15 protein-coding genes, 1 tRNA gene and 1 pseudogene are annotated in these 21,123 nt (G+C 67.5%); 8 read left to right on the top strand and 9 right to left on the bottom strand.

Annotated elements, in window-relative coordinates; all coding sequences use genetic code 11:
- Positions 1-82 precede the first annotated feature (82 nt).
- The 4 genes from ACNQS7_RS30655 to ACNQS7_RS30640 all read right to left on the bottom strand — a co-directional run bounded on the left by ACNQS7_RS30655 (position 83) and on the right by ACNQS7_RS30640 (position 6,074).
- Positions 83-2,317 carry a molybdopterin oxidoreductase family protein gene (locus ACNQS7_RS30655; protein WP_418015507.1) on the bottom strand — a complete coding sequence of 745 codons (2,235 nt, stop codon included), beginning with the start codon at positions 2,315-2,317 and terminating at the stop codon, positions 83-85.
- 220 nt (positions 2,318-2,537) lie between these two features.
- Positions 2,538-3,719 carry a phosphotransferase gene (locus ACNQS7_RS30650; protein WP_418015506.1) on the bottom strand — a complete coding sequence of 394 codons (1,182 nt, stop codon included), beginning with the start codon at positions 3,717-3,719 and terminating at the stop codon, positions 2,538-2,540.
- A 9-nt stretch (positions 3,720-3,728) separates the two neighbouring features.
- Positions 3,729-4,733, bottom strand: a complete 1,005-nt coding sequence (locus ACNQS7_RS30645; protein ID WP_418015505.1) for an LLM class flavin-dependent oxidoreductase — start codon at positions 4,731-4,733, stop codon at positions 3,729-3,731.
- A 45-nt stretch (positions 4,734-4,778) separates the two neighbouring features.
- Positions 4,779-6,074: a cytochrome P450 gene (locus tag ACNQS7_RS30640; protein WP_418015504.1), complete on the bottom strand. Its 1,296-nt coding sequence runs from the start codon at positions 6,072-6,074 to the stop codon at positions 4,779-4,781.
- A 174-nt stretch (positions 6,075-6,248) separates the two neighbouring features.
- Here ACNQS7_RS30640 and ACNQS7_RS30635 point away from each other — a divergent pair, with 174 nt between their 5' ends.
- Positions 6,249-7,496 carry an ABC1 kinase family protein gene (locus tag ACNQS7_RS30635; RefSeq protein WP_418015503.1) on the top strand — a complete coding sequence of 416 codons (1,248 nt, stop codon included), beginning with the start codon at positions 6,249-6,251 and terminating at the stop codon, positions 7,494-7,496.
- An 87-nt stretch (positions 7,497-7,583) separates the two neighbouring features.
- Here ACNQS7_RS30635 and ACNQS7_RS30630 read toward each other — a convergent pair whose 3' ends face one another.
- The gene (locus ACNQS7_RS30630; RefSeq protein ID WP_418015502.1) at positions 7,584-9,014 is read right to left on the bottom strand and encodes a DUF5939 domain-containing protein; all 1,431 of its coding nucleotides are present in this window, start codon (positions 9,012-9,014) and stop codon (positions 7,584-7,586) included.
- Between the two features lie 412 nt (positions 9,015-9,426).
- On the opposite strand from ACNQS7_RS30630, the gene ACNQS7_RS30625 reads away from it, so the two are divergent.
- From ACNQS7_RS30625 to ACNQS7_RS30605, 5 genes and pseudogenes are all read left to right on the top strand, one after another.
- Complete coding sequence (locus tag ACNQS7_RS30625; protein ID WP_418015501.1) at positions 9,427-9,690, top strand: limonene-1,2-epoxide hydrolase family protein; 264 nt, start codon at positions 9,427-9,429, stop codon at positions 9,688-9,690.
- Positions 9,691-9,699: 9 nt separating this feature from the next.
- Complete coding sequence (locus ACNQS7_RS30620) at positions 9,700-10,095, top strand: nitroreductase family deazaflavin-dependent oxidoreductase (RefSeq protein WP_418015500.1); 396 nt, start codon at positions 9,700-9,702, stop codon at positions 10,093-10,095.
- A gap of 620 nt (positions 10,096-10,715) precedes the next feature.
- Positions 10,716-12,681, top strand: a pseudogene (locus ACNQS7_RS30615) (PE family protein).
- Between the two features lie 534 nt (positions 12,682-13,215).
- On the top strand, positions 13,216-13,869 hold the full coding sequence (locus tag ACNQS7_RS30610) for a type IV toxin-antitoxin system AbiEi family antitoxin domain-containing protein (RefSeq protein ID WP_418015499.1): 654 nt from the start codon (positions 13,216-13,218) through the stop codon (positions 13,867-13,869).
- A complete protein-coding gene (locus tag ACNQS7_RS30605) occupies positions 13,859-14,641 on the top strand; it encodes a nucleotidyl transferase AbiEii/AbiGii toxin family protein (protein WP_418015498.1) in 783 nt (260 codons plus the stop codon). The genes ACNQS7_RS30610 and ACNQS7_RS30605 overlap by 11 nt, the downstream gene beginning before the upstream one ends.
- A gap of 30 nt (positions 14,642-14,671) precedes the next feature.
- Here ACNQS7_RS30605 and ACNQS7_RS30600 read toward each other — a convergent pair.
- Positions 14,672-14,748, bottom strand: a tRNA-Ile gene (locus ACNQS7_RS30600).
- Between the two features lie 377 nt (positions 14,749-15,125).
- Here ACNQS7_RS30600 and ACNQS7_RS30595 point away from each other — a divergent pair.
- Complete coding sequence (locus ACNQS7_RS30595) at positions 15,126-16,367, top strand: fatty acid desaturase family protein (RefSeq protein WP_418015497.1); 1,242 nt, start codon at positions 15,126-15,128, stop codon at positions 16,365-16,367.
- On the opposite strand, the gene ACNQS7_RS30590 is transcribed toward ACNQS7_RS30595, so the two are convergent.
- Both ACNQS7_RS30590 and ACNQS7_RS30585 read right to left on the bottom strand, forming a co-directional pair.
- Entirely contained in the window at positions 16,327-16,845 is a 519-nt protein-coding gene (locus ACNQS7_RS30590) for a nitroreductase family deazaflavin-dependent oxidoreductase (protein WP_418015496.1), read from the bottom strand. The two genes, ACNQS7_RS30595 and ACNQS7_RS30590, sit on opposite strands and share 41 nt — an antisense overlap.
- Positions 16,846-16,873: 28 nt before the next feature.
- Positions 16,874-17,638, bottom strand: a complete 765-nt coding sequence (locus tag ACNQS7_RS30585; protein WP_418015495.1) for a hypothetical protein — start codon at positions 17,636-17,638, stop codon at positions 16,874-16,876.
- 90 nt (positions 17,639-17,728) lie between these two features.
- Between ACNQS7_RS30585 and ACNQS7_RS30580 the strand changes: the two genes are divergently transcribed.
- Positions 17,729-20,296 (top strand): cation-translocating P-type ATPase, encoded by a 2,568-nt coding sequence (locus ACNQS7_RS30580; RefSeq protein WP_418015494.1) that lies wholly within the window; start codon positions 17,729-17,731, stop codon positions 20,294-20,296.
- Here ACNQS7_RS30580 and ACNQS7_RS30575 read toward each other — a convergent pair.
- Entirely contained in the window at positions 20,278-21,117 is an 840-nt protein-coding gene (locus ACNQS7_RS30575) for a carboxymuconolactone decarboxylase family protein (RefSeq protein WP_418015493.1), read from the bottom strand. The two genes, ACNQS7_RS30580 and ACNQS7_RS30575, sit on opposite strands and share 19 nt — an antisense overlap.
- Between the last annotated feature and the right edge of the window lie 6 nt (positions 21,118-21,123).

Genomic DNA, 21,123 nt, shown 5'->3' with positions numbered 1-21,123 from the left:
GAAGGGTCTCGGCGACGACTACTGCCGCCGCGCCACGCAGCCAGTTCCAGGCGGCCCGCCGAACCACGGACTGGCCTGTCGATCAGCCCGCAGGGGCGATGTCGACCGGGATGCCGTTGAGCACAGCGGTGCCTGACAGCGGGTCGAGATGAGTGCCGTCGTTGAGTTGGTTGACGTTGACACCGGGCTCGCCTGCCGCGAGCTTCTGTCCCGTGCCGCCGCGATCGTGTCCCCACCCATGCGGCAGCGAGACGACGCCGCGCCGCATGGCATCGGTCACCTCGACCGGAGCAATGAGTTCACCACCCGGCCCCTTGATCACCGCAATATCGCTGAGCCCGAGGTCGGCGGCGTCGTCCGGATGGATCCGCAGGGTGCAGCGGTTGGTGCCGCCTGACAACGCCGGCACGTTATGCATCCAGCTGTTGTTGGAGCGCAGATGGCGCCGGCCGATCAGCATGAACGGTCCCCCGCGAAGGCCGACCGAGTCGCGCAGCCGCGCCACGTCGGCGACCAGCGGCTCGGGCGCGAGTTCGATTCGCCCCGTTGGGGTTCGGAGCACCTCGAGAAGCCGTGGTTGCAACGGACCTAAGTCGATGCCGTGCGGCGCGGCCTTGAGCCGTTCCAGAGTGAGCCCGTCGGGGTTGGCGCCGAAAGCGTCGCCGTACGGTCCGAGCCGAAGCATCATGTCCAGGCGTCGTTCGTAGCCGGGGCCGTGGGCGAGCATCGCGGTCAATTCGTCGATCGCGCGCCCGGCGACGGGTGAGCCCGCGTCGGCGACCTCCTTGGTCAACGTGGTCGCAATTACCTGATCGTCCACCAACGCGACATCGCCGTTCGGTGCCAGGCCATAGAGAATCAGCGCGATGCGCGACAGGATCTCCGGCTCGTCGGGCCGAGCGTCCAGCGGCAGAGCTGGCGGTGAGTAGCGCACGTTGTTGTGCACCGCAAGGTTGTTGAGCGCGAAGTCGAAGTGGGCGCTCTGCGCCGGCGGGGGCGGCGGCAGGATCACGTCGGCGTGACGGGTGGTCTCGTTGAGGTAGGGGTCGATGCTGAGCATGAAATCAACGCTGTCGAGCGCGCGGTCGAGCCGATCGCCGTCGGGCGCAGACAACACCGGGTTTCCGGCGATCGTGATCATCGCCTTGATCTGGCCCTCCCCCGCGGTGTCGATCTCCTCGGCGAGCGCGGCGGCGGGAAGCTCTGACATCACCTCGGGGTGGCCCGAGACACGGCTGTGCCAACGCCCGATTCGGAATCCTCGGCCCGGCTTCGGCGGGCGGGGCGCGGGCGCCGTCGCGCCGAGGGGGAACATTGCTCCGCCCGGTCGGTCGAGGTTTCCGGTCAGGATGTTGATCGCGTCTACCAACCAGCTGGCAACCGCGCCGAATTCCACTGTGGAGGTACCCATTCGGCCATACACGGCCGCAGTCGGCGCCGCCGCTATCTCGCGGGCCAGCACGCGAATGTCATCAGCGGATATTCCGCAGTGCGAAGCGACAGCTTCCGGCGCGAATTCGTCGGACAGTGCGCGGATTTCGTTGACGCCGTTGACGTGCTGCGCGATTCCGCCCAGCTGCTCTGCGACAAGGCCCTCTTCGAAAAGCGTGTGCACGATGGCAAACAGCAAGACGGCGTCGGTGCCGGGGCGCGGTGCGAGGTGGCGGTCAGCCAGTTCGGCCGTCCGCGTGCGGGCGGGATCGATGACGACCAGCTTGCCCCCGCGTTTACGCAGCGCCCGCAGCTTACCGGGGAAGTCGGCGGCGGTGGCCAAACTGCCGTTGGACACCAAGGGATTGGCACCGATGATGACCAGATAGTCGGTGCGATCGAGATCGGGCACCGTGAACGCGACCGGGCTGCCGAACATCAGGCCGAGCGCGACGTGCTTGGGCATCTGATCGAGGGTGCTCGCGCTGTACACCTGCCGGGTGCCAAGACCGCGAATGACCAACGGCGCGTACAGGCTACCCGCGATGGTGTGTGCGCTCGGATTACCGAAGTAGACGCCGACGGATGGGCCGCCGTGCTCGCGAATAACTTCACCCAGACGGTCTGCGACGACCGCGTAGGCCTCCTCCCAGCTGGTTTCGGTCAGCACTCCCGCACGCCGGACGAGGGGCCCGGTCAGCCGGTCGGGATCGTTATCGAGCTCGCCGAAGCTCGCGCCCTTCGGACAGATGAAACCCGCACTGAACACGTCATCGCGGTCGCCGCGGGCACTGACAACCCGGCCGTCGACGATGGTCAGTGTCAGGCCGCAGGTCGCCTCGCACAGCGGGCAGATCCGCAACGCTGTCCCGGTTTCTGCTGTCATGCCAGCTCCTTCCCAGGTCCGTTTCGGGGCACTCTGGTCCTTCGTTCGCAGCAACGAACGCTCCGTTCACACATCTCTCGGCACGGGTCGAAGACGACGCCCGCTGCGGCCAGTTCGTCGAGGCGCTGGGAAACAGTTTCCTCGTCGCCGTTCATGGCCGTGCCCTCGGGTCCGGTGTAGCCAAGGCTGCCGAGCGCAGCAGTGGCGAGTCGGGCTCACATCACCCGTCCGAAAGTCGTTGCGCCAACGCCCACGCCATTCGCGCGAGGGCGCGGTAGCGGTCCCGGACCTCCGATGTGCCGGCCCGGGAGTCGGCCGCATTGCCATCGAGCCCGCGCCGCCACACGCCGGCGGTGATGGAGGCAAGGCGGAACATGGAGAACACGATGTAGGCGTCGAGCGACCGGGGTGGCTCCCGGTCCGCATGCCGACAGTAGCTCGCAACGAAGGCTTGCTCATCGGGTATGCCGGTGCCTGTGAGGTCCTCGCCCGCCACGCCCTTGGTGCCGCTGAATTCCGGCGAAAGATGGTAGGTCAGACAGGTATAGCCGAGGTCGGCCAACGGGTGGCCGATGGTCGCCAGTTCCCAGTCCAAGACCGCGACGATCCGCGGCTCGCTCGGATGAATCAGGACGTTACCCAGGCGGTAGTCGCCGTGCGCGATGCACGCCGGCTCATCGTCCGATGGCAGGTGTTCTGGCAGCCATTGCGCCAGCATGTCCATCGCCGGCATGTCTTCCACGCGCGCGCCCTGCCACTGCCTCGTCCACAGCGCCACCTGACGCTGCAGGTATCCCTCCGGCCGGCCGAACCCCTCGAGTCCTGCCGCACGCCAGTCCACACCATGCAGCGCGGCAAGCACCCGAGCGAGGTCCTCGTAGATCGCCGCTCGCTGCGCCGGGCTGCAGTTGGGCAGGGCTGGGTCGTGAAAGATGCGTCCGGGGACGTGATCCATGATGAAAAAAGCTGTGCCAATGACGGATTCGTCGTTGCACATCAGGCGCATGCGGGGCACCGGCACATCGGTGTCGCGCAGCGCCGACATCACGCGGTGTTCGCGTTCCACGTCATGCGCTCGCGGCAGCAGGGTTCCCGGAGGCTTTTTGCGAAGGACGTACTCGCCTTCGGCGGTGTGCAGGTGGAATGTCGGGTTGCTCTGTCCGCCCTGAAACTGGCGAACCCTCAGTGGACCGTCGAAGCCCGGTAGTTGGCCGCGCAGGTGCCGGGCGAGGGCGGTCTCATCAAAGCGGTGCGCCGGCAGCACCGGTACAAGTTCCGCAACACCGTCCATCGGTGCCACATTACCGCCGGACCGACCGAGCGACTGGATGTTCGGCAGGCCGCGTTCGGCACGGCGGGCCGCATTACGTTGCGGCAGTGCGTGACTGGCGTCGGCCCACACAGACTGCCGCTAGGTGCCGACGCCGGTCAGGCCGGCGGCGGATGCAAACGCACGTAGTTCGCGCTCGATATCCGGACCCGCCGGCTGATACGCCACTTCGGTGACGCCCGATGCGCCTAAAGCGGCGATCTTGCCCGGCAGCTCGTCACGGGTCGCCGTCAACGCCATCGAGCTGGCCATCGGAATCAGGCCCGCGACGTGAGGTGCGTCCCGCGGGTTCGCCTCGACGAGATGGCCGGCGTGGATCGCAAGATGCCGTTCGTGTTGTGGCACAGCCTCAATCGCTTCGCGCCAGTCACTTCCACCCGGCAACGCGTCGACCGCCGCCGCGCCGCCCCGTTCGTACATCGCGTGATAGAGCACCACAGCGGCCGGCCCGGCGGCCGCGACCACCCGCGGCGACGTCAACTCCTCACCGTCGTCCAGTACCGTGCCGAACGCCAGCAACGCGCGCCAGTCCGCCGCCCGCACGGCGTCCGGCTGAGGGACGGCGGCGGAGAAGACGCCGTCGCCCAGCTCGGCGGCGACCGCCAACCCTCTGGGGCCGTCCGCGCCGATCAGAATGGGCACCTCGAGCGGCCGCCGCGCGCCGAAGCCAGGAAGCTGCAGCATCCGGATCGTGGCGCCGTCCCACTCGGCCGGCTCGCCCGCCAGTAGCGCCTTGAGACAGCGGACGTACTCGGCGACCCGCCGCCACGGCATCGGTCGCTGCCCCAGCGTGAAGCGCCCCGTGAACCCCGAGCCGATCGCGACGGCCACACGGTTGGGTGCCTGATCCGCGAGCTCGGCGATCGCGGCGGCGTTGACCATCGGATGTCGCAGGCTGGGGACAAGCACCCCAGGACCGAGGCCGATGCGAGTTGTGCGCTCGGCGCACCGGCCCAGCACCATCCACACGTCGGGGTACAGTGCCGGCGAGTCGTAGAGCCACGCACGTTTGTAGCCCAGCTCTTCAGCCAGCTCGACGTGGTTGGGAGTGGTCGACGACGTCGCGAACGCGCAGGAGATCTCCACGTGAGCTGACGCTACTCGCCACCCCGCTTGCGGATCCCGATGCGGCTACACCGCCACGTCCAGGCTGGTGAGCCCGCGTAGCACCGGATTCGTCCTATACACCGGCCGGTCATCCACGAGCGAGAGCCCTGGGAACCGCTTCGTCAGCGCGTCGAATGCGAGCCGCGCCTCGAGCCGCGCGAGCGGCGCCCCGAGGCAGAAGTGCGTGCCGAACCCGAAGGCCAGGTGCGGGTTTGGGACGCGGGCGAGGTCGAGCTGGTCTGGGTCCTCGAACGTGTCGGGGTCGTGGTTCGCCGAGCCGATGCTCACCAGCACGAGCGAGCCCTCCGGGATGACCTGGTCGTCGATCGCGACGTCTTCAAGCGCGACGCGCACCGTCGCCTGCACGGGCCCGTCGTAGCGGAGCAGCTCTTCGATCGCGGTCGGGAGCAGAGCGGGCTCCTGGCACAGCCGCTTCCATTGATCGGGCTCGCGCAACAGGGCGAGCGTGCCGTTGCCGATCAAGTTCGTCGTCGTCTCGTGGCCGGCGAGCAGCAGTAGGTTGCCGGTAGCGAGCAGCTCGGCATCGGTAAGCGCGTCGCGCTCCTCCTGGGCCGCGATCATCGCGCTGATCAGGTCCTCGCGCGGGGCGCGGCGGCGGGCGGCGATGATATCGGCGAGGTAGTCGAAGACCTGGCGCGCCGCCGCCGCGCCGGTTGCGCGTGCCTCGGCGCTCGGCGACCCGAAGCCGTTGATCATCGTGCTCGACCACTGACGGAACTGACGGTGGTCCTCCGCCGGGACGCCGAGCAGCTCAGCGATCACGATCGCCGGGAGCGGCTCGGCGACGTCGTGGATCAGGTCGAAGGTGCCCTTGGCCTGCGCCTCGTCGGCAAGCTCGCGGACGATCGCCTCGATGTGGCCGCGCAGTGCGGCGACGCGCTTGGGCGTGAAGGCCTGGTGGACGAGCTTGCGGACGCGCGTGTGGTCAGGCGGGTCCATGACCAGCATCGAGCGCATGCCAGTTGCGCTCTGGCGCAGAAACTCCGGCATGCGGTCGAGGTTGTCGCGCATGAGTGGCGCCCGCAGCCTCTCGACCGAGAAACGCGGGTCGCGCAACACCGAGTGGACGTCGTGGTAGCGCGTGAGCATCCACACGCCGGGGCCCGAGTAGTTCGGGACCGGCACCTCGAGCACCGGCCGCACGGTGCGGATCACGGAGTACATCGGGTAGGGGTTCTCGAGCGAGCCGGCGCTGCGCAGCGGCAGGAACAGGTCGAAATCAGCGGAGGCGTCCGCAGAAGGAAGGGGTGCCGACCGGTGGCGGGAAGGCGCCGAGCGTTGCCAGACACGAGACGTCATGGCGGGTCCTCTGGGCGAGCGCAGTGTTGAGAATGACCGATTGACCAGCCACAATAACACCGTGCCGACGATCGCCTCAAGCGCGCGCGACGCGCCTCCCCTCTCTCTACTTCGACAGCAAAGGCGCGCTGCGGCTTCGTGATCCGGCACTTCCGAATCGTCCGAGTACTGCGCGTGGCGCTTGCGGTCGTGCGCGTCCTGCCCCGCTACCTACTGCTCCTGGCACGCGATCGCACCGGGCTGTGGCCTACGAACGACGCAGACTGGCAGCGCGCCCACAGCGCAGCGGCCCGCGAGATCAAGCGCGTCGCGCTTTCGCTGGCCGGCGCGTTCACCAAGGCCGCCCAGATCCAGGGCGCACGGGCCGATTTCTTCCCGGCACCCTTCATCGAGGAACTGAGCCAGTTCCACGACGCAGTACCGCCGCGCCCCTTCGAGACGCTGCGGCCGCTCGTCGAGCGGGACCTCGGCCGGCCCCTCGACGAGGTCTTCGCGACGATTGATCGCCGGGCCCTCGCCGCCGCATCGTTGGCGCAGGTGCACCGCGCGACGCTGCGCGACGGCAGCCAGGTCGTCCTGAAGATCCGCTATCCCGAGATCCCGAAGATCATTCCGCTCGACCTCCGCATGCTGCGCCGCGTCGTCAACATCGTCATGCTCGTGCAGCGGCGCATCGACCTGCGAGCGCTCGCCACCGAGACGACGCGCTTCATCGAGTTTGAGCTCGACTTCCGGCGCGAGGTGCGCTCGACCGAGCGGCTCGCGAAGAATCTCACTGCCATCCCCTTCGTGGCCGTCCCCCGCGTCCATCCGGAGCTGTGCGGCGACAACGTGATCGTGCTCGAGTACCTGCAGGGCATTCAGGTCGCGCGCACGAAAGAGCTTGTCGCGGCGGGCCACAAGCTCGCGGAGATCGCGCGCAGAATCGGCGCGCTCTACGGCACCATGATCTTCGAACAGGGCTTCTTCCACGGCGATCCGCATCCCGGGAATCTGCTGATCCTGCCCGACGGCCGCATCGGCCTCCTCGATTTCGGCTTGGCCAAGGAGCTGCCACCAGGATTCGCGCGGCTCGTCGCGACGATGATGGTGTCTGCGATGATCGGGGACTCGCGATCCGCGTTCGCCGCGGCCGAGCAGCTCGGCTTCGACGTCGACTCGATGAAACCCGACAACCTGCGCACGCTGATGCTGATGACGATCGGCGACAGCGACACCGAGGCCGGCTTCTTCGAGATCCTGGGCGAGACGAGCCTGCGCCAGATACCGGAGGACTTCGCACTCGTCGGGCGCACGCTGATCCTGCTGAACGGGCTCTCGCACCGGCTCGCACCCGGGCGCCGGCTGATCCAGGCCGAGCTGCTGAAGCACCTCGCCGCGGGGGCGGCCAGCGCGGACGATTCGGCGCGCAAGCCCGCCTAGTCCTGAGGTTTGGCGGGGCCAATCGGGTGATGAAATACCTAGTGGGCTTTACAATTCGAGACATGCGGCGCGCTGGGCGGTGCCGGCCTACCGATAACGCCAGACGCCAACGTGGCCGTCGACCCCTTTGAGAGCCGCCATCTCGCGTGCGCCTACGGGGCTCAGTGCGGTTATCACCTCGGCCGCACCCGGCGCGTCGCGCACCTGGTCCGTGCAGACGATCTGGCGCGAGTCCGCGATCGCCTGGACCCGCGCCGCGATGTTCACTGTCTGGCCGAAATAGTCGAGGCGCTCGTTCAGGTCCACCGCGATGCAGGAACCAGCGTGGAGGCCGATCTTGAGCTCGAGATCGCCAACCCTGCCAACTTCACGGTTCATCGCCATGGCGGCTTCCAGCGCCGGCGCCGGCGTCGGAAAACTCGCCATCACCGCGTCGCCGATGGTCTTCACGACCGCGCCGCCGCGTGCGGCGACTACCTCGCGCAAAATGCCGAAGTGTTCGCCGACGAGGGCGTACGCACGCATGTCGCCCATGCGCGAGTACAACTCAGTCGAACCCTTGAGATCAGTGAAGAGCACGGTCAGGTTCTTCAGCGCCAGGCCACCCTGCGCCGGAATGCTCTCGGCGCGAAAAAGATCCCGGAACGCTTGAGTAGTTACCAGCTCCTTGACCGAAAAGAACCGGTGGAACTTCTCGCCGGATTGCCCAGCCAACAAATCGAGTTTCGCGGCGAGCGCCTCCGGCGAGGACGGGCGCGGGTCGGTGAAGGCTCCGAATACCACTGGCCGGCTGAGCCGGTTGTGCAGTGTCATGTGCACCTGGCCGGCCGCAAGCTGGTCACCATCCTGGACGAGCTCGCCCCCGGCGAGGACCTCGTAGTCCAACGTCGAGCCGCCCGCTTTTTCTTCGACCGTGAAGCGTCGTAACGAGTGGTACTGCGGCAGCGCCAGCACGTAATGCCCTGGCGCGAGCGACGTCTCGGTCTCCAGCTTCGCGCCCGCCGGAGCGGTACCGAACCAGACGGGCTTTTCCACAGCGCGGTCGATGTGCGTTCTGTCAGCGACGCTGGGCGAGAAGAACAGTGTGAGGCTGTCGCGTAAGAAGTCGAGCTTCTCCGCCTCGTGGAAGCGGATCGCGCGCGCCGATGGCGCGACATTGAAGGTGACCTCCACGTTGTCGTCGATCACCGGCGGCACGGCGATCTCGCAGATCGTGCAGAAGCGGTCCTCGTTGAGCGCGCGCAGCGCATGGTCGGTGGTGATGAATGACCCACAGGCCGGGCAGAGTACCCCCCAACTGAACTCGACCACCCCCGCATGCGCCGCATGAAGAAACAGGTCTACCGCCAAGCGCTCAGGCGTGCCCGTCTCGCTCGCGTAGCGATAGGGGTTCATGCGGAAGAGCTTCTCGTCGGGCGCCTCGGCGAGGTAGCGGGCAAAGCTGTCTACGGCTGTTGCATCGAAGTGGCCAACGTTCTTGACGGCCGCAAGGCGGCTCTGGAGGATAGCGGTGGTCATGGCACCTCCGGGACTGGCGCTGGCTGGGACGACCGGATTCGCGCGCTAGGTCACCAAGAACGACTGACCGCACGTTCTTATTCCGTGGTCGTCCCGACGAAGTCGTCAGTGCCCCGAACCCCCGCCACTGACGTTTCTGTCTCGGTTGATCCTTCACACTGTGGGTTATGGGTTAGGCCTGTTCGCGAGCGCTAACACCCGTCACCGGCGGCTTGTTATAGCGCCGGTGAGCAACTCTCATTCGGGGAGTGTCAAGGATCAGCCGAAGTAGTTGTCCAGCATCGGCCGACACCTGTCAGGCAGCACCCGAAACCGACGTGTCATCCAAAGCATCCCCTCCTCGCCAACCTGGCCGTCTATCAGAACGTGGGAATGCCCCGCCTTCACCGGACCGGATGGCATCGTGGAGAACATGGCCGGCCAGTTCTCGATCCTCCCGGACGCCTACGCTTTCGAAATCGTCAACCTCGCCAGCGACGGACCGGTGGTACTCACCGAACGCTTGGACTACATGCAGGCTCCTGACGGAAGCAAGCCGGCCATTCCAGTGATGGGGACCTTCGTCGTCGATGACGACGGGAGAATCACTCGCTGGACCGACCATTTCGATCTGAATCTGACGATCAAGCTCCTACAAGGCGAGGACATCAGCGCCCTGGTGCCCGCGACGGCATGAGGTGGCTTCATGCAGATGCCAAGGGCTGTAGCGAACTTCAATAGTCGAGTCACCAATCCGGTGGCTCGGTCGATCACGCCGTGGCTTCCGGGCCTCGGGACACTCGAACATGTCGGACGCACATCAGGCAGGCATTACCGAACGCCGCTGCTGGTATTTCCCATCCGCAACGGTTTCGTGTTTCTGATCGGGTACGGGCCGGAATCGGACTGGTTGAAGAATGTCTTCGCCGGTGGACAGACGGTGCTGCACAAGCGCGGCAAGAGTATCGCGCTGGCCGATCCACGTCTGCTGAGTAAGGCCGAAGCCGCAACGCGCGTGACAGGGCCATCTCGCGTGTTCTACCGCCTGTTTCCGTACGACGAAGCGGCGTTGGTGTTGACCAAAGTCGATGCCATGCAGTGACTTTGGAGAGTAGAAGTTCCACGGCGCCGGAGCGGTGCGAGGCACATTCGCTGTCGCGGCGATGATCACGCGCAGCGCTGCTGCCAACTCGACGCCGGCCAGGTGTGCACCAAGGTAAAAATGCGCACCGCCGCCGGAAGCCAGCATCTGCGGTGCGCCCCGCCGGGTGATATCAAGCCGTTCCCGCTCGCCATAGACGGCCGGACCGCGGTGGTTCGCAATCGCAATGACATGGCTTTCCACCGAGATATCCACGACCACACCCTCAACGGCACATGACTGTCCGCGACCCAGCCAACCCGGTCGCCGCAACCGACTAGGAACTGGACCGCGGAATTCCACCTTCAAACGCGTCCGCTCGTGGGGTCTTTAACTCGGTCACGCTCAGACGCCGCGCGCGACTGCGAATGGGTCTGCGGCGATTGAAGTAGTGGACTACCTAAGTCACCTCTGTCGTTTAGGGCAACGCTTGGGTCGTGCGGGTAACCGCCCAGCCACACGGAGGAAGACGCCATGACCGCGAAGCGTCAACAACCTCGAATGCAAGCGCATGACTGGCGACGTTCGCGCGCAGACCAAACATTGGAACGGGACTGGGCCGACGAGCCGAAGGAGTCGTTATGTCGTTCGTGATCGTAACGCCGGATTTTATGACCACGGCCGCAGCGGATTTGGCCCGTATCGAGTCGGTGCTTCGGGTCGCACATACGGCCGCAGCAACGTCGACGACGCAGGTGCTGGCGGCTGCCGGGGACGAGGTGTCAGCGGCGGTCGCGGCGCTGTTCTCCGCTCACGGCCGGGAGTACCAGGCGCTCAACGCCCAGGCGACCGCGTTCCATGACGGATTCGCCCGGGCGTTGGCCGCAAGCGCCGGTTCGTATGCCAGCGCGGAGGCCGCCGCCGCCTCGCCGCTACAGGCTGCGCAGGACGCGGTGCTGGGCGCGATCAATGCACCCTTCCTGACGCTGACCGGGCGCCCGCTGATCGGTGACGGCGCCAACGGACTGCCAGGTACCGGACAAGCCGGCGGGGCCGGCGGGTGGCTGATCGGCAACGGCGGCAATGGTGGCTCGGGCAAGCCAGGCACGGGCAACGGGGCCGGCGGTAGTGGCGGGGCCGGCGGCGCGGCCGGCCTCTGGGGCCACGGCGGCAATGGTGGCGCCGGGGGAATCGGCGGCTCGTCGGGAGGGATAGGTGGTAACGGGCGGGGCCGGTGGCGCCAATGGGTGGATCGGAGGCGGTAACGGTGGGGCCGGCGGGCCCGGCGGCACCGGCGGGACTGGCGCACCCGGCGGCAACGGTGGAGTCGGCGGGCCCAACATTCAGCTGTTGTCGTTGAACGGCACTGGTGGTACCGGCGGGGCCGGTGGTAACGGCGGGGCCGGCCATGCCGGCGTCGACAGCACCGTGGCACAAGGGAACGGCGGTACCGGTTTCGTAGGCGGTGCCGGCGGTCAAGGCGGCGCCGGAGGCGCCAACCAGGCGCTGCTGGGCGGATCCGGCGGAGCCGGCGGCACAGGCGGCACAGGCGGACTCGGCGGGACGGGTGGTGCGGGCTCGACGCCAGACGCAGCCCACCTCGTGGCTGGTAATGGTGGCACCGGCGGGGCTGGCGGTGCTGCCGGAGCGGGAGGTGCAGGTGGCGCCGGCGGAATGCTGTTGGGGCACCCCGGCAGCGGCGGCCTGGGCGGTACCGGCGGTGCGGGCGGCGCCGGCGGCACCGGCGGTGCGGGCAACGCCCACACCGGGTTCAGCTTCGGCGGCGCCGGCGGCAACGGTGGCATCGGCGGCGCCGGCGGCTTCGGTGGCAACTCCAGCGGCACGGGTATCAACGGCACCGGTGGCGGGGGCGGTGCCGGCGGCGCGGGCGGCACCGGCGGCTACAACATCGGTGTCTCGGGCACCGGCGACGTGCTCATCGGCGGTGGTGGTGGCGGAGGCGGGGTCGGCGGCCGTGCCGGCAGTGGCGGCACTGGCGGCACCGGCGGCGGTGGAGGTGGCGGTACCGGCGGCACCGGCGGGGTCGGCGGCACCGGAGGTGGTGCCTTCGAAGTCGACGGCTTGACCTTCCGACTGGCGGCGGGGGGCGGCCACGGCGGGAGCGGCGGCGCCGGTGCCACCGCTTCCGGGAGCACAGGCGGCTTCGGCGGTGCCGGCGGTGGCGGTGGTGGCGGTGGTGTCACGGATAACGGCATCGCTACCGGCGGCGGCGGTGGTGGTGGCGGCGGGGCCGCCACGGCCGGAGGTGTCGGCGGCACCGGCGGTCTGGGCGGTTGGGCCACCTGTGTCGCGCCCGGAACCGGCCAGGGCGGCAACCCCGGAATTGGCGGAGCCGGCACCGGCGGCGGCGGCGGTGGCGGCGCCTTCGCAATAAACGCGTTCCTTGGCGCCGGGGTTGCCAACGGCGGAGCCGGCACCGACGGCGCCGCCGGCGGGGCGGGCGGGGCCACCGGCAACAGCGTCGATATCAACATGGGAGGCCGCGGCGGCAAAGGCGCCATCGTCGGTGTCGGCGGCACCGGAGGCGAAGGCGGTGCCGGCGCCAAATGGTTCGGTGGGGGCGGCGGCCTGAACGGTCAGTTCTGAGAGCGGGTGACCCGGCGGCGACCGAAGAATCGACACCCCATCGGCGTTCACAGCCATCGCGGCCTGATACCTCTGCGCAGCCACGCTCAACCGACTAGGAGTCAAATGGTCGCGGTCGAACGAGTGCGGCCACGATGAGCCAAGTACCCCGTGGTATCCGGGCGCATTTCGGTCATCGGATATTCAGAGATAACGGGGGCATCGGACGAGTTCGCCTGTCGCACAATGTAGTTCGATCATCACTGACCGGGAGCAACCATCTCGGGCGTGTCTCCTCTCCGCCCGCAGGTGGTGCGCCGAACAGACTTCTCATCGGACCGTTCTGCCCGCATCGGCGCCGAACATCTCGGGCACAGCTATGTGAGTATGAACCGGACCGCTACATGAGCCGTGGCCGCATCCATACCCAAGTGGCCGATCTGCTCGATCGCACCGTGCGCGAAGGCGATGACGAAGAGAGCCCGAACGAAGCTTGCGCAGTGAGTACGCATTTCGTACTCTGCAAAAGTACGAAATGCGTACTGAGGAGTGAAGGTGACACAGAACCGCAGCACTCCGCTTCCTGCCGCACTGGCACGGGCGCCCCTGCGAACGGTGCGGCCACGCGATGCCGGCGCTGTTTACGCCCACCCCCGGACCCAGCTAATCCGGCTTGCCGATCGCGGTCTCCTGCACCGACTCGCCGACGGCTACTACGTCGTCGTCCCCCAGGACTCGGTGGGGCGCAGGTGGATCCCAGAGCTCGAAGCCGCCGCCGCGGGAATTGCCACCACGATTTACGGGCACCACGACGTAATTGTCATGGGGCCCAGTGCCGCACGCCTGCACGGCGCCCTTCCGCGGGCGATAGCAACCGCAATCGTGGCAGTGCCACGCCGACACCATCGCATTGCACTGACCGATCGGCCCGCCGTGGTGCAGTTCGTCCAGCGCGACACCCGCGGCCTGGACGCGGAACGCATCAGCACCGAACTGGGGCTGGTGTTGGTGACCACTCCCGAACAAACCGTACTCGACCTGGCCCACCGCCCCACCCTCGGTGACAACGAAGCCGACGTACCGACCGCCGTCGCGACCCTCTACGCCCGCAGCGACAGAAAGCGCCTCGAAGAACTCGCCACGGAACAGCGCCGGGTGGCCTCAATGCGCCGCGCCGAGGAGTGGGCCGGGGTCGCCGATGGATCCTGACGAACGCGATTCCGTTGCAACACAGTTCGGCGTCTCTGCCGAACAGGTCGAGCGCGACCACCTGATCTCCCACCTCCTGGGCTTCCTGAGCCGAGACTTCGGTGACCAAATCCACTTCATCGGCGGCACCGCCCTGGCCCGCACCCATCTGCCGGACGGCCGCCTCAGCGAGGACATCGACCTCATCGCCGTCGGCAGCCGCAAGGAGGTCGCGGACGCGCTCGACGCGGCGCTCCCGCGCGCCCTGGCGCGCACCCACGGCCGACTCATTGTGGAACCGGCGCTGGCCTCCACACCGAACGTCACGGCGGCGGTCCTGCGCCCCACGCAAGGGCGACCCGTCCGGCTGCAACTGCTCTCGGCACGCGAGCGCACCGTATGGCCGACCGAACGTCGGCGCTTGGTCCAGCGCTACACCGACGCTCCCGCCGCCGAACTAATCGTGCCCACGCTTACCGCGTTCGCAGCATCGAAGACCGCGACGTGGGCGGACCGTCTCGCGCCGCGTGACCTCTGGGACCTGTGGGCTCTGAGCGGGCTCGGCGCAATCGACGCGCACGCGGCAGCCCTGTTCCGACGATACGGACCCACCAACCAGAACCCGGCGCCGCACATGTTCACCCGTGCGCCGTCCGACGCCCAATGGCAGGCGCAGTTGGCCGGCCAGACCCGCCTAAGCGTCTCGGCGACCGAGGCGCTCACCGTCGTTCGCGGTGCGTGGGTGCGGGCATCACGACCTGCACAAACCTCGCAAACGATGAATGAACGATGATTCTCAAGATCCGATCTTGAAATTGGCCTCTGGTGGGGCGGGCGGGGCTCGAACCCGCGACCAACGGATTATGAGTCCGCGGCTCTAACCAACTGAGCTACCGCCCCGGAACGCCGTAACGTCGCCGAGCACGACCTAGACCTTAGCTTCCCCGCCGACCGCGAGTGACAACACGCCACCCGACGCGACCGGGGCGTCAGCGCACGCGTGTCCCGGCGCGACATCCGCGCCTGCACCGCTTAGCCTGGTCAAACGGGCCTGAGACGGCGGCGCCACTACATACAAAGCCGCAACTTAAGTGTCACCCACGCCCACCTCATCTAGCGGCAGTTAGGCTCGACAGACGAACAAGATTGGCGTGCAGAGACATTGGACGCAGTGCAGCGTCACGTCCTCGACGCGCGATTAGCCCGCAACGATCAGGCCGCGCAGGGCCGATCGTCATGCGCGGCATCAAACGACACCAGACACCCGGGGGAAACACATGGCGATCACGGACGTTGCGGCGTTCGCCCACCTGACCGATGCCGACATCGAGAATCTGGGCACTGAGCTCGACGCCATCCGGCGCGACATCGAGGAGTCCCTGGGCGCGCGAGACGCCCGCTACATCCGCCGCACCATCGCCGCTCAGCGTGCCCTGGAACTCACCGCCCGGGTCATGCTCGCCGGCAGTGCAAAACGCCCGGTCAAATGGGCGGGAACCGCGACGCTCGCCTTGGCCAAGATCATCGAGAACATGGAGATCGGCCACAACGTCATGCACGGCCAGTGGAACTGGATGAACGATCCCGAGATTCACTCCACCACGTGGGAATGGGACATGAACGCCGCGTCCAAGCACTGGCGCAACGCCCACAACTTCCAGCACCACAAGTACACGAACATCCTCGACATGGACGACGACGTCGGCTACTTCATCCTGCGCGTTACCCGTGACCAGCCGTGGCAGCCCTACAACCTCGGAAATCTGCCCTACAACCTCATTCTCGCCCTCGCGTTCGAGTGGGCGATCGGTCTGCAGACTGTCGACCTGGAAAAGTACTTCGAGGATGGTCCCGACGGGGACATCGCCCGCCAGCGGACAAGTGAGTTCATCACGAAGGTCAGCCGGCAGATCGTCAAGGATTACGTCGCGTTTCCCGCCCTCACCGCGCTGTCACCGGCCGCCACCTACACCTCGACCCTGAAAGCCAACGCGGTCGCCAATGTGATCCGCAGCGTCTGGGCACACGCGGTCATCGTGTGCGGCCATTTCCCGGACGGCGCAGAGAAATTCACCACGACCGACATGGCCGGCGAAACCAGGGGCGAGTGGTATCTGCGCCAGATGTTGGGCAGCGCCAACTTCGACGCCGGGCCCATCCTGCGATTCCTGAGTGGCAACCTGTGCCACCAGATCGAGCATCACCTGTTCCCCGATCTGCCGAGCAGCAGACTGCGCGAGGCCTCGGTAAAAGTCCGGGCATTGTGCGAAAAGTACGACTTGCCCTACACCACAGCATCTTTCGCTGCTCAATATGGCAAGACGTGGCGCACGATCGCGAAGTTGTCGCTGCCGAACAAATTCTTGCGGGCCACCGCTGACGACGCACCGGAAACCCGGAGCGAGCGAATGTTCGCCCAGCTCAAGCCCGTTGACGCCAACCTGATTACCGGTCGCCGCCGCGGACTGAAGACCGCGCTCACCCGGGTGCGCCGCAAGGCCGCAGCCGAAACACCCTGATCTCGCGCGGCGCGCACTTGGCGCGATAGTTCTCGTACCCGATGAAGAAGTCGACCGCTTTGGCCCACGCATCAGCGCGGTCCTGCCCGCTCAGCAACTCGGCGCGATACTGCCGCGGCGGCCCCTTGTACTCGACCGTGCATTCGGGATGGGCCAACAGATTCGCACTCCAACCCGGGTGCGAAGGGCGTCCGTAGTTGGAGCCGATCGCCAGTAATCCATCCGAATCTTCAATCAGCGTCAGGGGATTCGTGCGGGGCCTGCCGGATTTGGCGCCGGTCGTCGTCACCAGGCCGGTCCGGTTCGGACCGGCCGTGCTCAGCCGCCCATTCGTCCGGGGAATTAGCACCTTGTCGATCCGGGGCGCCAGGTGCATCCCGAGCTGGGATCCGAGCCGGCTCATGGCGAGCCGCTCCCCCAGGGCTTCATGCAGCCGCAACCGCCGGCCGCGGATCGGACTCTCACGCAGAAAAGGCATGCCCAGACGGTACCCATCGAAAGGCGACTCAATACACGTAGACCACGGCACCGTTGCCGCCGTTGCACACCACCATGGAACCGTTGGCGGCACAGGTCATGGTGTAGTGCTGGCCGGTCACCGGGCTGTCGGCTTCGACCTGGCGCGGCGTCACGCTGGCCGGCCCGCCCGCGCCGTAAGCAACCCGAACCTGCTCGGCGAACGGACACGACGTGTCCGCCGACCCGACCGCGGAATGCGCAAACCCGCCGGCCGGTCCGGACGTCGATGGACACGCCTGCGCACCCGCCGGCAGCGCGACCGAAGTCGTCGTAGTCGTCGTGGTCGTCATGGTCGTCGTCAACCCGTCCGTCACCAAGGTCCACGGAGCGCAGCCCTGCGACCGGAACCCGGCGTCCGTCGGCGCAATCGTGACCGTCTGGGGCAGAATCCCCGCCCCGTTGGCGATGATGTCGGCGGTCTGACCACCGAATCCCCGCAACCGTTCCCAGTAGCAGGAGTCGCCGCCCTGCGACCGATAGGTACCCGGCACCAGGTCCACCCCGGTCCGAAACGTCCCGTCACCCGGGATGGTGCGAGCAACCGGCGCCGAAGACGACGGGGTTGTAGAAGACGACGACACGGAAGTGGAGGGCGGAAACGAGACCGTGGTCCCGGGGTAGATCGGCGGCAGCCGGGACGGATTGTCGTGACCGGTCGGCGTTTGCCGCGCCGGCTTATCGCCGGAGCCAGAACAGCCGGTCATCGCGAACACCGCGGCCACCATGATGGCGAAAAGCGCTCTAACCGCCATGACCCCTCGCTGCTGCTCCTGCTGCAGGATTGTTCAGTGTGCTAACGCTACCGCGAGCAAGGACCACGGTAACCGCCCCAGGGTGAGAACATGGCCGATGTGACGGCAGCAGGCCTGACCACTGTGGAAGCCTCCGCACGGCGTGCGCGGGATGGCGCCAACACGTTGCCCGCGGCCAAGCGACCCTCCGTCTTCCGCCGCCTGCTCGGAGAGCTGACGCACTTTTTCGCCGTATTGCTGTGGGCGGCCGCCGCGTTGGCCTTCTTCGCGAAGCTCCCGCAACTCAGCGTCGCGATCGTCGCAGTGATCGTGCTCAACGGCGTGTTCGCGCTGATTCAGCAGGCTCGGGCGGATCGCGCGGCCGACCGACTGCAGGACATGCTGCCAACGCGCGTAACAGTCTTCCGCGACGGCCGGCGGCGCCTGATTGAGGCCGAGGACGTGGTCGTCGATGACGTGCTGCTGCTGGAAAGCGGCGACCGGGTGCCGGCCGACGCCGTGGTGCTGGCCGAGAATCGGTTGCTGGTCGACTCGTCGATGCTCACCGGCGAGAGCCAGGCCAATTCCGCCGCCGAGGGTGAAGCGCTCTTTGCGGGCACCTTCGTCGTCGAGGGCGACTCCCGCGCCCGCGTCACGGCGATCGGCCAACACACGCGGCTGGCCGGGATCGCCCGGCTGTCGACGTCGACCGCGAAGCCCGACACGCCCTTGACGCGCGGCCTCAACGGCGTCGTGCGTCTCACCGCCGCGATCTCGGTCAGCGTGGGCGCGCTGTTCCTCCTCGTCTGTCTGCTCATCGGCAATCCGGTCCAGCAGGCCTTCGTGTTCGCCATCGGTGTGACGGTCGCACTGGTTCCCGAGGCACTGCTGCCGACGGTGACGCTGTCCCTGGCCTGGGGCTCGGAGCAGATGGCCAAACGGCAGATCCTGGTGCGCAACCTCGAGGCGGTCGAAACGCTCGGCTCGACGACCTTCATCTGCACCGACAAGACCGGCACGCTGACCCGGAACCAGATGACCGTCGTCGAAACATGGACGCCCGTCGGCACAGTCAGCGTCGACGGCGCCGGCTACGGGCCAACGGCCGCTCTCACACCGTCCTCCCCCGCCGCAACAGACGCCGCTCGCACCCTGGCCCTCGCCGCCGAACGTTGCTCCACCGGCTACGCCGAAGAAGTCCACGGGCAATGGCGGGCGCACGGCGATCCGATGGAGGCGGCCCTGGACACCCTGGCCCGACGCCTGGGTGTCGACACGGTCGAGGACCGCCGCACCGGACCGGCGGAGTTGCGGTTCCCCTTCGACCCCCGCCTGCGCCGCATGGCGGTCGTGCTGGCCGACGAGATCGTGGTCAAAGGCGCGCCGGACGCAGTCCTTCCGCTCTGCGGTGACGACCCGGCGCCTCACCAGGCGATGGACGCACTCACCGCGCGCGGGCTGCGGGTACTCGCCGTCGCCGCCGCTGCGAGGAACGGCCGAACCCCGCGCGATCAGAGCGACTGCGATCAGGGGCTGCGCCTGCTCGGCCTGGTCGGACTGCAGGATCCGCCGCGTGACGACGTGTCAGAGTCACTGCGGGCGTGCCGCACGGCCGGCGTGAAGGTGGCGATGGTGACCGGCGACCATCCGGCCACCGCGACGACCATCGCCGACGAGGTGGGCCTGCGGTTCCCCGACTCACCGGTGCTGTCGGGGACCGACCTACCCGACGATGAGCGCCAACTCGCAGCTCTGCTGGACCACGACGGTGTGGTCATCGCCCGGGTATCACCGGAGGACAAGCTTCGGATCGCCCGAGCGCTGCGCTCCCGCGGTCACGTGGTGGCGATGACGGGCGACGGTGTCAACGACGCTCCTGCACTGCACGAGTCCGATATCGGTGTGGCCATGGGACTTTCGGGCACCGACGTCGCCCGCGCGGCCGCCGACCTGGTACTGCTCGACGACTCCTTCGCCGGCATCGTCGCCGGCATCGAGCAGGGACGCGCGACCTTCGTCAACATCCGACGCTTCCTGACCTACCACCTGACCGACAACGTCGCCGAGCTGGCGCCGTTTCTCGTCTGGGCGCTCTCCGGCGGATACTTCCCGCTGGCGCTCGGTGTCCTGCAGATCATCGCGCTCGACCTCGGCACCGACACCCTGTCCGCGGTCGCGCTCGGCGCCGAACCACCCGCCAAGCACCTGCTGGAGGGACCGCCCGTGCATGGCCGGCTGATGAACCGCACGGTGCTGCGCCGGGCCTTCGGTCTGCTGGGTCCGCTGGAAGCGTTTCTCTCGCTCGCCGCCTTCGTCGTGTCCCTAATGGCGTTGGGCTGGCGGCCCGGGAACCCGTTCCCCACCGGGCACGCGCTGGCCGCAGCGTCCGGCGCGGCCTTCATCACCGTCGTCCTGGCCCAGACGGCCAACGTGTTCGCCTGCCGATCGTCCTCCCGCTGGCCGGGAGCGCTGGGGTGGTTCACCAACCGGTTGCTGGTCCCAGCGGCCCTCACCGGGCTGGTGATCTCGCTGCTCGAACTGTGGGTGCCACCTATCGCGCGGCTGCTGGGCCAGTGGAATCCACCGCTGTGGGGATGGATCGTGGCACTTGCCTCGATGCCGATCCTGCTGGCTGTCGACGCGCTGGATAAGCGAGCGCGTCAGCTGAAAACCGTCTGACCATCGACATCGATCAGATACCGCTCGGTCCCCGACTCCACCCGCGGCGCGTCCGCGGCCAACGACACGGCAATCTTGTTACTGGCATTCCGCATGATGTCGAACGTCAACTCCACGGCCTCATCCGGCGAGAACCGGGAGCGCACCTCGGCGGCATCGTCGACGGCGAGGTGCGCAGGCGTCCAAATTAACGCATCCGCATACCGCAGCGCTGCTTTTGCGCGTTCATCCAGCACGACCGAGTTCTCGAACTGCGCAATCTCGTCGTACAGCGACTCGGTACCACCGGCGTCCAGGGCGTGTCCCTCGCGCAGCGACTTGCACAGCCGGCAGTTGTGCGCGGCGGCACCACGCAGTCGCACCAGCTCCGAGGTGACCGGGTCCACGGCCCGTTCGCGGGCCACCCTCGGCAGGAACCGACTGAACAACTCATCCGAGGGATCGCGCGCGTCGTCCCACTTGATCGGCCCGTCCACCCAGCCCAGGTACTCCGAGCCGACGCCCAGTGCCTCGAACCCGGCCCGCACCCGCGGCACGAAGTCAGCGATAAAAATCCCGACGACGACCCGAAAGGCATTGCTTCCCAACGTCTTCAACAGCAAAGATCGTTGTTCGGCGGTAATCGCCGAGACGTCGGCGCTGAACTGCTCGGCGAACTCGGCGACGACGGTTTCGGCGTCGGACTCGGGCGCGTCGACGGCGACAGGATTGGGCAACGGCGGCAGCGACATGGTCTGTGCGCACACCCGGCGCACCAGGCCGGACAGGCGCCCGTCGGAGAATGCGACCAACCTGGTCAGCTGGTCAGCAGGAAGCGGCATCTTTCG

Source organism: Mycobacterium sp. 23, assembly GCF_048287075.1.
In the GTDB taxonomy this organism is placed as follows: domain Bacteria; phylum Actinomycetota; class Actinomycetes; order Mycobacteriales; family Mycobacteriaceae; genus Mycobacterium; species Mycobacterium gordonae_B.
This window is presented reverse-complemented; position numbering and strand designations above follow the sequence as displayed.